The organism is Methanobrevibacter thaueri, assembly GCF_015062905.1.
Taxonomy (GTDB): Archaea; Methanobacteriota; Methanobacteria; order Methanobacteriales; family Methanobacteriaceae; genus Methanocatella; species Methanocatella thaueri_A.
On sequence record NZ_SUTK01000001.1, the window covers coordinates 33,711 to 49,021 of the forward strand.

Annotated in this window: 15 protein-coding genes and 1 tRNA gene; 15 read left to right on the forward strand and 1 reads right to left on the reverse strand. The window is 38.7% G+C overall.

Translation table 11 applies throughout. From position 1 onward, the window contains the following. Window positions 1-2 precede the first annotated feature (2 nt). The 9 genes from E7Z79_RS00130 (at window position 3) to E7Z79_RS00170 (ending at window position 9,157) form a co-directional block, all read left to right on the forward strand. A complete protein-coding gene (locus E7Z79_RS00130; protein WP_303737992.1) occupies window positions 3-1,367 on the forward strand; it encodes an AIR synthase-related protein in 1,365 nt (454 codons plus the stop codon). A gap of 100 nt (window positions 1,368-1,467) precedes the next feature. After that, on the forward strand, window positions 1,468-1,908 hold the full coding sequence (locus tag E7Z79_RS00135) for a hypothetical protein (protein WP_303737993.1): 441 nt from the start codon (window positions 1,468-1,470) through the stop codon (window positions 1,906-1,908). A 48-nt stretch (window positions 1,909-1,956) separates the two neighbouring features. Continuing rightward, window positions 1,957-2,030: transfer RNA gene (locus E7Z79_RS00140), tRNA-Arg, on the forward strand. Between the two features lie 21 nt (window positions 2,031-2,051). Next, window positions 2,052-3,308 (forward strand): tRNA pseudouridine(13) synthase TruD, encoded by a 1,257-nt coding sequence (truD, locus tag E7Z79_RS00145; protein WP_303737994.1) that lies wholly within the window; start codon window positions 2,052-2,054, stop codon window positions 3,306-3,308. A 1-nt stretch (window position 3,309) separates the two neighbouring features. Continuing rightward, window positions 3,310-4,185, forward strand: a complete 876-nt coding sequence (locus tag E7Z79_RS00150; protein WP_303737995.1) for a TM2 domain-containing protein — start codon at window positions 3,310-3,312, stop codon at window positions 4,183-4,185. Between the two features lie 7 nt (window positions 4,186-4,192). After that, window positions 4,193-4,582, forward strand: coding sequence for a DUF126 domain-containing protein (locus E7Z79_RS00155; RefSeq protein WP_296872129.1), 390 nt, complete (start codon window positions 4,193-4,195; stop codon window positions 4,580-4,582). Window positions 4,583-4,591: 9 nt separating this feature from the next. Further along, on the forward strand, window positions 4,592-5,797 hold the full coding sequence (locus E7Z79_RS00160; RefSeq protein ID WP_303737996.1) for an amidohydrolase family protein: 1,206 nt from the start codon (window positions 4,592-4,594) through the stop codon (window positions 5,795-5,797). After that, window positions 5,794-6,585 carry a nitroreductase family protein gene (locus E7Z79_RS00165; RefSeq protein ID WP_303737997.1) on the forward strand — a complete coding sequence of 264 codons (792 nt, stop codon included), beginning with the start codon at window positions 5,794-5,796 and terminating at the stop codon, window positions 6,583-6,585. The genes E7Z79_RS00160 and E7Z79_RS00165 overlap by 4 nt, the downstream gene beginning before the upstream one ends. Before the next feature lie 82 nt (window positions 6,586-6,667). Further along, window positions 6,668-9,157, forward strand: coding sequence for a heavy metal translocating P-type ATPase (locus tag E7Z79_RS00170; RefSeq protein WP_303737998.1), 2,490 nt, complete (start codon window positions 6,668-6,670; stop codon window positions 9,155-9,157). A 33-nt stretch (window positions 9,158-9,190) separates the two neighbouring features. Here E7Z79_RS00170 and purB read toward each other — a convergent pair whose 3' ends face one another. Beyond that, window positions 9,191-10,540: an adenylosuccinate lyase gene (purB, locus tag E7Z79_RS00175; protein WP_303737999.1), complete on the reverse strand. Its 1,350-nt coding sequence runs from the start codon at window positions 10,538-10,540 to the stop codon at window positions 9,191-9,193. A gap of 137 nt (window positions 10,541-10,677) precedes the next feature. Between purB and E7Z79_RS00180 the strand changes: the two genes are divergently transcribed. The 6 genes from E7Z79_RS00180 to trpD all read left to right on the forward strand — a co-directional run bounded on the left by E7Z79_RS00180 (window position 10,678) and on the right by trpD (window position 15,311). Next, the gene (locus tag E7Z79_RS00180) at window positions 10,678-10,881 is read left to right on the forward strand and encodes a helix-turn-helix transcriptional regulator (RefSeq protein ID WP_303738000.1); all 204 of its coding nucleotides are present in this window, start codon (window positions 10,678-10,680) and stop codon (window positions 10,879-10,881) included. Window positions 10,882-11,178: 297 nt separating this feature from the next. Beyond that, window positions 11,179-11,730, forward strand: coding sequence for a CPBP family intramembrane glutamic endopeptidase (locus tag E7Z79_RS00185; RefSeq protein WP_303738001.1), 552 nt, complete (start codon window positions 11,179-11,181; stop codon window positions 11,728-11,730). A 10-nt stretch (window positions 11,731-11,740) separates the two neighbouring features. Continuing rightward, window positions 11,741-12,139 carry a hypothetical protein gene (locus E7Z79_RS00190; RefSeq protein ID WP_303738002.1) on the forward strand — a complete coding sequence of 133 codons (399 nt, stop codon included), beginning with the start codon at window positions 11,741-11,743 and terminating at the stop codon, window positions 12,137-12,139. Window positions 12,140-12,226: 87 nt separating this feature from the next. Beyond that, window positions 12,227-13,723 carry an anthranilate synthase component I gene (gene trpE, locus E7Z79_RS00195; RefSeq protein ID WP_303738003.1) on the forward strand — a complete coding sequence of 499 codons (1,497 nt, stop codon included), beginning with the start codon at window positions 12,227-12,229 and terminating at the stop codon, window positions 13,721-13,723. Beyond that, a complete protein-coding gene (locus tag E7Z79_RS00200) occupies window positions 13,720-14,304 on the forward strand; it encodes an aminodeoxychorismate/anthranilate synthase component II (protein WP_303738004.1) in 585 nt (194 codons plus the stop codon). Before trpE ends, E7Z79_RS00200 begins: the two co-directional genes overlap by 4 nt. Further along, on the forward strand, window positions 14,301-15,311 hold the full coding sequence (trpD, locus tag E7Z79_RS00205) for an anthranilate phosphoribosyltransferase (protein WP_303738005.1): 1,011 nt from the start codon (window positions 14,301-14,303) through the stop codon (window positions 15,309-15,311). The genes E7Z79_RS00200 and trpD overlap by 4 nt, the downstream gene beginning before the upstream one ends.

A 15,311-nucleotide genomic window follows, 5' to 3' on the forward strand; every position in this document is an offset into this window, starting at 1 on the left:
CTATGGATATTGAAGGATTTGTAAGGGCTAGAATTGATGATTACTCATATGATGAATTGGCTGATATTTTAGCGGTACGTATAAGGGAATATAAAAAAATTTCAGAAGAAAATTCAGTTGAAATGGCAAAGGCCGTAATTGATGAAGTTTCAACCACTTTAAAGCTAAATGAAAGTGATGATGAATTTTTAAAGGAAATCGTTGACATCAATGCATCAGACGTGCTGATGGGTGAGATGGGAGTAGGCTCCCGTGGAGCAGGAGACTTTTTTGTCCACAGGAAAATCGCAGAAATCGTATCATCCACAAACACCGCCTCACTTGTAAATCCGTCAGAACAGGATGACGGAGGAGTTGTGAAGGCACCTGTTGCAAACGATGAAGTGTATATTACAACTGCAGTCGATGGAATCCACTCAAGATTAAGCGAATATCCATTCTTAGGAGGTTTTCATGTTACAAGAGCCACTTTAAGGGATGTATGTGTAATGGGAGCCGATCCTGTAGCTATCCTAAGTGATGTCCACCTTGCGGACGATGGTGATGTTGCAAAGATATTCGACTTTACCGCAGGTGTTGCAGCAGTTTCAGAGCTTGTTGATGTTCCGATTGTTGCCGGTTCCACATTGCGTGTGGGCGGGGACATGGTTTTAGGTGACAGGTTCGTTTCAGCAGTTGGAAGCGTGGGCGTTTCACCATATCCTCCAACAGCAAGAAAGGGTGCAACCGAAGGTGATGTAATCCTTTTGACTGAAGGTTCAGGTGGAGGAACAATAACAACCACTGCACTGTACAACGGATTTTTCGATGTAGTGTGGGATACAATGAACGTAAACTTCGTTCAGGCTTCACATGCTCTTTTTGAATCAGACCTCGTGAAGGATGTCCATGCGATGACAGATGTGACAAACGGTGGCCTTAGAGGTGATGCCCATGAAATCTCAAACACTACAGGTGTTGGTCTTGAGTTCTATGAAAAGGAAATCAGGGATATGGTTGCTCCGAATGTTTTAAACATGCTTGAGACATTAAACATTGACCCATTGGGCGTTTCAACCGATTCATTGATGCTCATTGTGCCTCCGGAAATTGTCGGAGACATCAAAAAGGCAGTAGGCAAATATGATGTTGCAATATCCGAAATCGGTGAGGTCAACAATTCAGGAGAGCCGATTCTAATCAAGGAAGACGGTTCAAATGAAAAGCTGGTCCCACTGTTCAGGGAAGCTGCATATACCAAAATCAAAAAACTGGTTGGTGATACAACCCCTGAAGACTTTGAAGAGATGAAGGAAAAAGTTCAAAAGGCTTCAGATGCTGCAATAGCTAAAAAGGATAAAGTAATTGATTATGTAAGGGGAAACTAATCTCCTTTTTTTCTATTTTTTTTCAGTGAAGTGATTTTACACAAAGGCACACTTTCGCACTTCAAAACTTTTTATAAATTTCAATATCCAATAATAGGTCATGTTGGATAACAAGGGATCTTTTTATATAATTGACGCAATTCTTGCAATATTTTTGCTTCTAATAGTATTTTTGGTTGTTAACGCAGCAATATCCATGCCGACAGCCGATTATTCATATGAAAGCAAAAGTATTCGAACTGCACAGGATGTGATGGAACTGTTGAGCGGCAAAATCGATTTCAGTGACCAGACATTTCTCGGCAAAATTTCAAATATTTTGGGGGATGGTGAAAATTCAAAGGAATCAGTAAGGGAAGTTTCAGAGATTTCCAAAAGCAGGCTGGATTCGTATAAACTTGAAAATTATCAGTTCAGCGAAAGCAATGTCTTGAAAGGAAAAGTGTTGGCTTCAAAAGGAGATTATGAGAAAGCCGATGATGTTGATGTGGCTTCAAGGACATATGGTGAGTATTCATATACATTGTCAGTATGGCAATAATTAAATAGTATAAAAATCATATAATTAATTGTTATCTTATTTTGTCCAGCCCTGGTGGTGTAGTTTGGATAACACATGGGACTGCGGATCCCATTCCCCGGGTTCAAATCCCGGCCAGGGCACTTATAATTTCCGTGATTATTATGTTAAATGCTAATACTTATGTTACTTCCCAAAAAGGAATTGGGGGAACTATTAGAAACCGATATGAAGATTTTTACGTTGAAGAAATTCCGGAAATCATCCCATCAGGCGAAGGTCCGAACATTTACATCTGGATTGAAAAGCTTGGAAGAACCACTTTGGACGTTGTTCTTGACATTTCAAGGGACTTGCATATCTCAAGAAAAAGAATGGGATTCGCCGGAATGAAAGACAAGAAGGCCCTTACCCGTCAATGGATCTGCATTGCCAATATGGATTCAGAAGAGCAGATGCAACAGGTAATGGACTTGGATATTTATAAGACTGATTTTTTAAAGGTTGTAAGGGGCCGCAAAAAGCTCAGGATGGGTCAGCTTAAAGGAAACAAGTTCAAAATATTGATTAAGGATTTGGATGATTTTCAGGAATCCGCTGACATTGCAAATGAGGTCCTAAAAGAGCTTGAAGCTAAAGGGGTTCCCAATTACTTCGGATGGCAGAGGTTTGGAAAGCCTAGAACAAACACCCATTTGGTTGGAGAGGCATTGATTGAAAATGACCTCAAAAAGGCTGTTGACAGGTATATCGGCGGTCCGTCCGAAGAGGAGCATGAGGAAAATCAGATGGCAAGACAGGCATATGATGACGGAAACCTTGAGGAATCTCTGGAATTGATGGGCAAGGGAATGAGATATGAAAAGATGATGATTCGCGAGCTGATTAAGGACTCCAAAAAAGGCGAATTGACTGATAAGTCATATAAGAATGCCCTGTACGCGCTTCCAAAGCCACTTCAGAGAATGTTTGTTCATGCTTATCAATCATACTTATTTAATGAGGCTGTAAGCAATCGTGTAGCTATGGGAATTGACAAATACATTGAAGGAGACATTATCATTGACACAGAAGAGCATATAGTTTATGATAAGACTCCCGAAGAGTATCAGGAATTAATGGATAACTTTGAGGTAAATCCGACCTGTCCATTATACGGTACCAAGGTTCCATATGCTGGAGGTATTGTTGGAGAGATGGAAGAGAACGTTTTGAAAGGTTATGACCTTACTAAAGAGGATTTTGAAGTTCCAAAAATGCCACGTTTAGGTAGTCATGGCTTAAGGAGGTCAATGAGATTCCAGGTTTGGGATGCATCCGCCAAAGCCACTGATGATGGGGTATTATGTGAATTCTCAATAAATAAAGGTTCATACGCCACTGCTGTTTTAAGAGAAATCATGAAAGTGGATGTGATATAAGATGGTAATTTGTCCAGATTGCGGAAAGGATGTCCCTGAATCAAAATTCTGTAAAAATTGTGGGGCATATATTAAAGATGTTGAGTCACCTGCAGAGCAAAATGGTAAATTTGGATTCTGTTCTAAATGTGGCCATGAGCTTGACGGCGATTATAGCTTCTGTCCTGAATGTGGAGAGGATATTTCAACTGATAATGAAGTTGACGCCATTGAGGAAGCTATTGAATCTGATGATGCAGAGGAAGTCATTCCTGTTGAGGACGTGGAAGCTGATTCATCAGTTGAGTCTGGTGATGTAGGTGAAGGAGAACTTATTGAAGAGGCTGAAGATGATGAAGACATCGAATCTGGTGATGCAGATAATGCCGATTCTGAAGAGGTTGAAGAAACAACTCATGAAGAGACTGAGGATGAAGTTTCTGCTGAATCAGAGGATGTTGAAGAAGTTATTCCTGATGAAAAAGAAGAAATCGAATCACTTCCGGTATCTGTCCAATCATCAGATAAGGTCAGCTTTTGTTTTAATTGTGGATACAAGCTTGTTGGCGATTACAAATTCTGTCCGGAATGTGGACAGGATTTAAGCGGAAAAACCATGGGAGATAATGCACAAACAGCAGATTCCCCTTCAGGCGAAAAGAACACTCTTTTGGCCGTTATTTTAAGCTTGTTCCTGCCGGGTCTTGGTCAGATCTATTTGGGCCTTGACCATAAGGGTGCCATATTCTTAATCGCTTATGTCGTATCAGCAATTTTAATTCTAATTCTTATAGGATTTTTATTATGTTTCGTAATATGGATTTGGGCATTGGTAGATACAATCATATCAGCAAATGCGTTAAATCGTGGTGACGAAGTTCAAGATAAATTATTATAGTGATTTTATGATCAAATGTAGAAATATTGCAAAAGGAAAAGGTAAAGGGGAATTGATTGTCTCATCAGAACCTATCAGTTTTTTAGGTGGGGTAAATCCTGAAAATGGTGAAATAATCGACCCTAACCATGAATTAAAAGGAGAAATCATTAAGGATAAGGTTCTGTTCATTCCTGGTGGAAAAGGTTCCACTGTAGGGTCTTATGTGATTTTTCAAATGATGAAAAACAACACTGCTCCAAAGGCAATCATCTGCTTGAATGCAGAGCCTATTATAGCTACCGGTGCCATCATGTCCGACATTCCAATGGTTGACTCACCTGAAGAGGTCAAGGATTTGACTAATGGAACATTGGTTGAGGTTGATGGTGATAACGGAACAATAGAAATATTGTGATGTGATAATATGCAAACTCTAATTGAAAATGTAAATATTGTAAACCCGTTTGAGGAAATTTTAACCCATCAGAACGTTTTGATTGAAGATGGAGTTATTAAAGAGATTACATCTGGCAAAATCAAAGCTGATAATGTCATTGATGGTGAGGACAATTATCTGCTTTCAGGGTTTATTGACTGTCACACCCATATCTTTGCAAAGGGTTTTCACAAAGAGGAAAACATGGCAAATCCATTGGGTCTTCATTTCTACAATGCGGTGCCTCATGCATTGCAGACAGTCAATACTGGTGTTACAACAATTAGGGATTGCGGATCTGCCGATTTGAGTTTTAAATTGGCACAGCAAAGGAAACTGTTCACAGCTCCAAAGATTCACCTCTCAATAACTCCTTTGGTAATGACTGGAGGTCATTTTGACCTGTTATTGCCTTCCGGTTGGGATATGGAGATTATATATCCCGGATTTCCAAAGGGAAGATGTGATGGTGTGGAAGAGGTTCTGAAAAAGACTCGTGAAGTTAGAAGAGCAGGTGCAGATTTCATTAAAGTAATGGCAAGTGGTGGAGTATTGACAACAAACACTTCACCGGAATTCGCTCAATTCAATAAAAAGGAACTCAAAACAATCGTTAATGAAGCCAAAGCAACAAACATGAAAGTATCGGCCCATTGTCATAGTTTAAAAGGAATGAATAATTGTATTGATGCAGGTTTTTCATCAATTGAACATGGAACATTCATTGACAGGAAAACCTCTCAAAAGATGGTTGAAAAGAATGTCAGTCTTGTTGCGACATTACTGGTTCACCAGTTTTTAGCCAAGAACGGCTTTCCTGCATGGGACAGCTATGCAGCCGAAAAGACAGCCAAGTTGAAGGAAATTGTCAAGGTTCACAAGGAAAACATATCCGTTGCATATGAAGAGGGCGTTAACATTCTGATGGGTACGGATAGTGGTGTGATTCCTCATGGACACAATTTGGAGGAGTTAATCCATCTAACAGACATTGGAATGTCTTCCGATGAGGCAATTGCTGCAGGAACTGTTCGTGCAGCCGAATTTTTAGGTTTTGACAATTTGGGTTTAGTCAAAGAAAACTATGCTGCAGATTTGATTCTGGTCAATTCAAATCCTCTGGATGACGTAAGTGTCTTAAGCAACAATGACAATATCTTAAAAGTTATCCAGGACGGATTTGTGGTAAAATGAAATTAATGATTGATGTTGAGGAATGCATTGGATGCGGACAGTGCAAATCAGTCTGCATCAGGGACAATATTGAAATTGATGAAGTGGCTTATGAAACAGGAAGCAATTGCTTTGAATGTGGGCACTGCATGGCGATATGCCCTACAAAGGCGATAACCCTTAAGGTATTCAAGGGCCGTGAGAACAGGATTGTGGAATATAATCCTAATGAGATTCCGGTCGGTTATGATGATTTACTAAATTTTTTAAAGCAAAGAAGATCTATGCGATGGTTTAAAAAGAAAAAAATAGATAAGGATACTTTCAATAAGCTGATTGAAGGTGCATACTATTCTCCATCAGCACAAAACCAGCAGGATGTTGAATTTGTTATTTTGGACAAGAGATTGAATGATTTCATGAAGCATGTCTACGACATTATTAAGGTCGAAGAGGAAGAATTTTTTAGAATCAAGGAATTTGGAGATTATTTGAGGGACAATTCAACCAAGGAATATCATCCTCTCTTGTGGTCAGGCCATCAGTTAATTCTGACATTTGCAACTGACAAGACAAGTGCTGTAATAGCGAACACCCGTTTGGAACTATTGGCATATTCTTTAGGGCTTGGAGGATTCTATTCACTGTTTATCCTGAAGGCGGATGAAATTGACCATGAAAAGCTAATGGAATTTTTCCCAAAAATCGACAAGGATAAGCACATGTATTCAGCTTTCATAATAGGATATCCTAAAAAGAGATTCAGGCGGACAATCCCTCACAAGGAAATTAAAGTTAATTATATGTAACTTCCGATGAATTTAGTTTAACCTAAACTTTATTAAATATCAAAAATAAAAATAGTCTTATAATCAAAATGGTTGTGATAGCATGGTAAAGCATAAACATATGGACTTGCCGATAGAAGGAATGCACTGTGCTTCCTGTGTTTTAAGCGTTAACAAGACTTTTGGAAAAATTGAAGGTGTAGAGGAGGTTGATGCGGACCTTGCAGCTAATAAGCTCCACATCACTGTAGATACTAAGAAGATTTCCTATGAGGAAATGGAAAGGCTGGTGAAAAACCTCGGATTTGAGCTTCACACAGATGAAATGACCATCAGGATTCAGGGCATGCATTGCGCTTCATGTACAATGAACGTCGAGAATTTCCTTATCAGGCTGGATGGGATTTTCGATGTAAAGGCGGATTTGACTTCACAGTCCGCAAGAATACGATATGATTCTTCAAAGGTGACCCTTGACGAGATTGATGAGGTAATCACCTCTTTGGGTTTCGAGCTTTTGGGCGTTGAGGGCCAGACAGAAATTGATGAAGAAGAGATATACCAGCAGGATTTAAAGGAAAAGCGCAATAGGATAATTGTAGGTCTATTTTTCTCAGTCATTTTAATGATTTTAATGTTTAGCGGATGGGATCCTCTTATGGGAATTGTTCATTCAATCAACCATTCAACCGGTTTGAACATCTCATCAATGGGACTGCTGTCATTGATTGTGAGTATCGCACCATTTTTATATGTGTCCTTGCCAATTTTAAAGGCTGGAATCAACGGTTTGATGCATAAGAACCTGAATATGGATGTAATGTATTCCATGGGTATTTTGGTTGCATATATCTCAAGTATTTTCGGAACATTTGGAATCGTATTGGACCACACTTTCATGTTTTATGACTCCGCAGTTATGCTTCCTTCCTTTTTAATGATTGGAAGATATCTTGAGGCAAGAGCCAAAAAGAGAACCTCCGATTCAATAAGGGAATTGATAGGTCTTCAGCCGACCGTTGCAACTGCCATAGAAGTTGATGAGAATGGGGAAATCATATCTCAAAAGGAAGTCTCCATTGCAGATATTGTAATTGATGATTTGCTCTTGGTAAAACCGGGTGAAAAGATTCCTGTGGATGGTGATGTTGTCGGCGGGGAGTCTTATGTTGATGAATCAATGATTAACGGTGAACCGATTCCTAAAGTTAAAAATGATGGTGAAGAGGTATTTGCCGGAACAATCAATCAGGACGGAGTCTTACAGATTAAAGCCAAAAAAATCGGAAAGGAAACCGTTTTGTCAAACATTATCCGTTTGGTTGAAAAGGCACAGTCTTCAAGGCCTCCCGTACAGAAATTCGCCAATACCATTGTCAGCTATTTCATTCCGGTCATCCTAACGATTGCAATAGTTGTATTCCTGATATGGTATTTTGTACTTGGGGGAACATTGCTCTTCTCATTGACCTGTCTGATTTCAATATTGGTCGTTGCCTGTCCATGTGCATTAGGTCTTGCAACTCCAACTGCCGTCACTGTCGGTGTTGGAAGGGCTGCCGAGTATGGAATTCTAATCAAGAACGGGGATACTCTGGAAAATGCCGGACAAATTGATGTGGCCGCTTTTGACAAGACAGGTACAATAACTGAAGGAAAGCCGGAAGTCGATGACATTATTCCCTATGGAATTGCAGATGCGGAATTAATCAGGCTTGCGGCAAGCGTCGAGCAGAATTCGACCCACCCTATAGCGAAAGCCATTGTAAACAAGTCAAAGGAATATGGTTTGGAACTTAACCAGACAAGCGAATTTGAAAATATAACTGGTAAAGGACTTAAAGCCATATTGAACGATAATGAAATTATTGCAGGCAATTTGGCTTTGATGCAGTCTTATGATGTGGATGTGGGCACCGAAATCATCGACAAATATCATGAACTTGAAGCATTGAGCAAAACCATTATTCTGATTGCTGAGGATAAATCCGTAAAGGGTATTTTAAGCCTGTCCGATAAGATCAAGGCCAATTCAAAAAGGGCAATCGATGAGTTGCATAAGATGGGCGTTAAAACCTATATGCTGACTGGAGACAACGAATCCACTGCATTGAACGTTGCCCGTGAAGTTGGAATCGACAATGTTGAAGCGGGCGTTCTTCCTGAAAACAAATTGGACATAGTCAAATCCACTCAAGCAAACAATACCAAAAAGGTCCTGTTCGTTGGGGACGGAATCAATGATGCTCCGGCACTTACACAGGCAGATATCGGTGTTGCCATGGGCAATGGTACAGATATTGCAATGGAAAGCGGAGATATTGTCGTTATGGAAGGTGATTTGGAAAATGTCGTTGCTGCGGTTCAGTTTTCCAAAAAGGTCATGCGCAGAATCAAGGAAAACATTTTCTGGGCATTTGCATATAACACAATATTGATTCCAATCGCAGCCGGTGTATTGTATCCGACATTCGGAATCACATTTGAACCTGCTCTTGCAGGTCTTGCAATGGCAATGAGTTCAGTAACAGTTATCACATTATCTCTAATGCTTAAGAGATATGTTCCTGAAATAAAAAGAGTTAAAAATTAATTGGTTAAACCAATTAATTCTATTTTTTTAATTTTAAAACCAACTTTTGGATTCTTCAAGCAATTCATCAATGATTGTTGGTATAGATCCGGTGTATGTGTGAGGATCCATGATTTTTTCAACATCGTCTTCTGTTAAGTATTTTTGGACTTCTTCATCCTCTAGGATTAACTCACCTAATAACAGTTTTTCCTTATTAGCTTTAATTGCATTTTTCCTTACAATTCCGTAAGCGGTTTGTTTTCCCATTCCTGCACGGGTGAGTTCAGCCATTAATCTTTCGGCCATGATTAGTCCGTTAGTCAAGTTAAGGTTTCTTTCGATGTTTTCATCATAGAATACCAGGTTGTTCATCAATTTGATGGTAAGGTTTAAGATGTAATCGGTTAAGATGCAGCTTTCCGGAAACATTATCCTTTCACATGATGAATTGGTAAGATCCCTTTCATGCCAGAGAGGGTTATTGTCGAGTGCGGCATTTACAAATGATTTTACGATTCTTGCAACACCACAGATTCTTTCAGCAGTAATCGGATTCATTTTGTGTGGCATTGTGCTGCTTCCAACTTGTTTTTCAGGATCGAAATATTCTCCAACTTCCATTATTTCGGTTCTTTGGAGGCTTCTGATTTCGAGTCCTATTTTATCCAAGGTGGATGCTATGTTTGCCAAAACGCTTATGAATTCAACATGGTTGTCCCTTTGAACAACTTGGTTTGTGATTCTGGCGGCAGGCAATCCTAAGATTTCCGCAACGGTTTTGTGGATTTCCCAACCTTGTTCGCCTAAAGCGGCGGTTGTACCGACAGCGCCGTCCATCATTCCGACACACACGTTTGCTCTTGCATTTTCTAATCTTACATATTGTCTGTGGAGCTCATCGGCCCAGATACCGAACTTCATTCCGTAGGTGGTTGGAAGTGCGTGCTGGCCGTGTGTACGTCCAATGCATACTTTCATCTTATTTTCTTCTGCTAATTTAAGCATTATTTTGGTTAGTCTTTCTAATTTTTCTTCAAGCACATCAATGGAGTCACGGATGAGCAGGGAATTGGAACTGTCTACAATATCATTGGATGTAGCGCCAAAGTGGACATATTCTCCCGCACCGTTTTCACATACTTCGGTGATTGATTTTGATAATGCTGCAATGTCGTGATTGGTTTCGGCTTCAATTTCTTTCATTCTTTCTAATTTTACGTATTTTGTATTTGCTTTTGCAGCGATTTCGTCTGCAACTTCTTGTGGTATTATTCCTAGTTTTCCTTCAGCCAAAGCCAATGCAGCTTCTACATCAAGCATTCTTTGTAATTTATTTTCTTCTTCCCAAATATTTTTCATTTCAGGAGTACCATACCTAAATTCAATTGGGTGTATAGCCATTTTTTATCATCTCACTTAAAAATTATAATAGCAATAATATTTTTGTTGTTCAAACTATTAAATTTTAGCAAACATTTATATTGTTTCATATAAAGATTAATTATTACTATTATAATTCATTTATAATAGGTGATACTATGGAAACAAAAATACGCAAATTCCGCCAGGAAAAAGGTATAACTCAACAAGAGTTGGCCGATTTAGCTGGTGTCACACGTCAGACAATAAACGCTTTAGAAAATGCACGCTATAACCCTTCTTTAATATTGGCATATAAGATTACTAAAATTTTGGGTAAAAACGCAATTGAAGATGTTTTTGTGCTTACTGACGTTGAATAAATTCAGAAAATACTACTAATTAGGACTAGTAAATATGCCAAATCACCTTTTCAGATTGGAGTATCTTTAATTAATTTGATAAATTTTATTTTTGATAAGATGTCTTTATTTAATGAAAAACTTAAAAAGATTAGATTAAAGGAGTTGTTGCCTTTAATTATCATTTTATTTTTAATTCAGTATTCATTTAATTCTTTAAACATTGTTCAAATTGATTCTATTTGGATTTATATTTTGATAATTTTTTACTTTATTTTTAAACTAAGAACTCAAATTTTTTCAATTAGGCTTGATGTCATGGAGGTTTTTTCACCCAATATACTAAAAACGACTCTTGCAGTTGTGATTTTGAACATATTCTTCTCATATGGAATGTTATATTTTTCAAATTTTATTTTAGGTATTGTTCCATCATTTAATTTATTTAATTCCGTATTTGCAGGCAGTCTGATTGCAACAATACTGATTTCACCAATCTCTGAGGAATTAATCTTTAGGGGGGTCTTTTTAAACAGGCTGCAATTTATTGTTCCGGCTGTTTTTGCTGTATTGATTTCCTCATTGCTCTTTGCTGCCCTTCACAGCTTCGGATCCATATTTTCAGCATTTATCTTTGGAATATGCATTGCAATATTGTATCTGAAAACAGATAATATTTTTGTTGCGATATTTGCTCACTTTCTGAATAACCTGTTTGCCGAGATAATTGTTTTCCTTGACCCGAATAAGATTTTGTTCACAAACAATTCGGTCATGATGATAATGTCTATTTTGGCTATAGTTTCATTTGCCCTCATTTTAGTTTTCATCGTTGACAATCTGAAAAAATTAAATAGTAATGATTTATAAAAATCTTATCATGGATATAAGAAAAATCGGAATTGTTTTAATTCTTGTCGGAATTGTCGTTACTGTAGTCTTCATTGACAATCAGCAGATTTTTGTTCCTGCACTGACCGTGACCATGTTGGGATTCTTCATCACCATCGTTGGTTTTGTCAATGAAATCAGGAAAAGGAAAATCATAAATGACCGTTTGGATGAGGATATCGGAACAATTCTTCAGCCTCTGATTACAAAGTATTCCAATCTGAACAAACAGTACAGGAATGAGTTTGAAGGTGATGAATACGTTGAAAAGAGATTGCAGTTAAATAAGGATTTGGAACGTGAAATCACTGAAAATCTTCCTTATTTGGAAAGCAGGGAAATCAAAAAGATTGTAATTGCATTTAGTAAGGAACAGGACAAAATGTAATATTTTTTTTAAATTTTCTTTCAATGTACATTTTAATACAACAAGGTTTTAAATAGTACATTATACTAATTAATTATTAGTGATAAAATGTTTTCCCCTGATTTAAAAGAAGCAAAAGAAATATGTAAAGATGAAGAGTATAGGAGAATACCTATATCTTATGAACTGTTTTCAGATATAGCGACACCGATAGAAGTTTTAAGAATTCTAAAAGGCATAAGCAAACATACATACATGCTGGAAAGTGTAGATGATTCAAAAAAATGGGGAAGATACACATTTTTAGGCTTCGATCCTCTTTTGGAATTCACTTGCCAGGATGGCATTGTTAATATTAAGGGTGATAAGGACTTCAATGAATTGAATGATGATGTGAAGGTCATCGAAACTGAGAATCCCCGTGAAATCATCAAGGATTTGATTGAAAAGAACAAATCTCCAAAATTGAAAAATCTGCCGCCATTTACCGGCGGTTTTGTGGGATATTTTGCATATGACTACATCAAATATGCTGAACCAACCTTGAATTTGGATGCCGAAAACCAGGACTGCTTCAAGGACATCGATTTGATGCTTTTTGATAAGGTCATCGCATTCGACAACTTCAGGCAAAAGATAATTCTCATAATCAACATCAAGACAGACGATTTGGAAAACAACTACAAAAAGGCATGTGACGAACTCCTCGAAATGGCCGATTTGTTGAAAAACGGTAAAAAATCAGAAATTGTTCCGTTAAAATTAAAATCAGATTTCAAACCTGCTTTTTCACGCGAAAAGTATTGTGAAATGGTGGAAAAGGCAAAAAATTACATTTATGAAGGAGACATTTTCCAGGTTGTGCTTTCAAACAGGATAGAGGCAGAAATTTCAGGAAGCCTGCTTGACACATACAGGGTTCTGAGGACTACAAATCCCTCTCCTTACATGTTTTACTTCTCAAGCGATGACATTGAAATTGCAGGCGCCTCTCCCGAAACCCTGGTCAAATTAAACAACAATAAGCTTTACACTTTCCCCCTTGCCGGAACAAGGCCTCGTGGAAAAACCGATGAAGAGGACCACGAGCTGGAACATGATTTGCTTGCTGATGAAAAGGAGCTTGCAGAGCACAATATGCTTGTTGACCTTGGAAGAAACGACATCGGAAGGATCTCTGAAATCGGCTCTGTAAAAGTTGAAAAGTACTTGTCTATTGAGAGGTTCTCACATGTGATGCACATTGGCTCTACAGTCACAGGAGACTTGAGAAGCGATTTGGATTCTCTTGCGGCAATAGACTCAATCCTGCCTGCAGGAACGTTATCAGGCGCCCCAAAGATAAGGGCCTGTGAAATAATAAACGAGCTTGAAGACAATAAGCGCGGAATCTACGGTGGAGCTATCGGTTATGTTGATTTGAGCGGAAACATCGACACATGCATTTCAATCAGAATCGCATTTGCGAGAAACAATAAGGTCTTCATACGGTCCGGTGCAGGAATTGTGGCGGACAGTGTTCCGGAAAAGGAATTTGAGGAATGTTTAAATAAGGCGGCTGCAGTAATCGATGCCTTAAAGACTGCTGATGGGGGATTGCAATGATTCTTTTGATAGACAATTATGACAGTTTTTCATATAACCTGTACCAATTGGTTGGTCAGGTCAATTCAGACATTAAAGTTTCAAGAAATGACAAGATAACTATTGATGAGATAAGAGGCCTAAATCCTGAGGCGATCATATTGTCCCCTGGACCTGGAAAACCTGAGGACGCAGGAATCTGCATGGATTTGGTAAAGGAATTCCATGATAAGATACCTATTTTAGGGGTTTGCCTGGGCCATCAGGCAATTTGCGCCGCACTTGGAGGCGAGGTCTCACATGCAAAAAGGCTGATGCATGGAAAGTCATCAAAAATTTCCCTTGACTATGATTTTATCTTTAAGGGGCTTCCCTCAGAAATAACTGTCGGAAGGTACCATTCCCTTAGTCTTGTTGAGAATACTCTTCCGGATTGTCTGGAAATCATCTCAAAGGCACGGGATGACAGGGAAGTCATGGCGGTAAAGCACAGGGAGTTTAATGTTTACGGACTGCAGTTCCATCCTGAGTCAATTTTGACACCTGACGGATTAACTATTATTGAAAATTTCATAGAGAAAGTTGAAAGAGGCATATTATGATTAAAGAAGCAATTTTAAAAGTATACAAGCATGAAGATTTAACTTATGATGAAGCTTATAAAACAATGGACGAAATCATGAGCGGTGAAGCAAGTGAAGTTCAAATGAGCGCCTATCTGACTGCCATGGCAATGAAAGGTGAAACTATCGAGGAAATCACCGCATCAGCCGAGGCGATGAGGGCTCATTGTTTGAGGCTCCTGAATGACGAAAAGGTTTTGGAGATTGTCGGTACCGGGGGTGACGGTTCAAACACCTTCAATATTTCAACCACCTCTTCAATCGTCATTTCAGCTGCTGGAATTCCTGTTGCAAAGCATGGTAACCGATCAGCATCAAGCAAATGCGGTGCGGCTGACGTATTGGAGGAATTGGGTGTCAACATTCATATTAGTCCAAGCAGAAGCCTGAGATGCCTGAAGGAGAATAACATATGCTTCCTGTTTGCTCAGAATTATCATTTGTCCATGAAATATGTGGCTCCTGTAAGAAAGGAACTCTCAATCAGGACAATATTTAATATTTTAGGTCCTCTGACAAATCCTGCCGGTGCTTCCATGCAGGTTTTGGGGGTTTATGAAAAGGAGCTTGTTGAACCGCTGATGGAGGTATTGAAAAACCTTGGTGTCGAATCTGCAGTTTCAGTTTATGGAATGGACGGAATGGATGAGATTTCGGTCAGTGACAAAACTTTTGTATGTGAACTTAAAGATGGTAAAACAATGTCTTATGAAATTTCACCTGAATACTTCGGAATGGAAGTATGTTCCAAAGAGGATCTGGTAGGTGGAGACGCCAAAGAAAATGCAAAAATTACCTTATCAATCTTAAATGGTGAAAAAGGACCAAAAAGAAATGCCGTTCTATTGAATTCCGCTGCAGGATTGTATGTTGCCGGTAAAGTCGAATCCTTAAGGGAAGGTGTTGAACTTGCAGCCGAAATCATCGATTCCGGAAAGGCATTAAGACAACTTGAAAACTTTATTGAATTTACAAATGCTGATTAA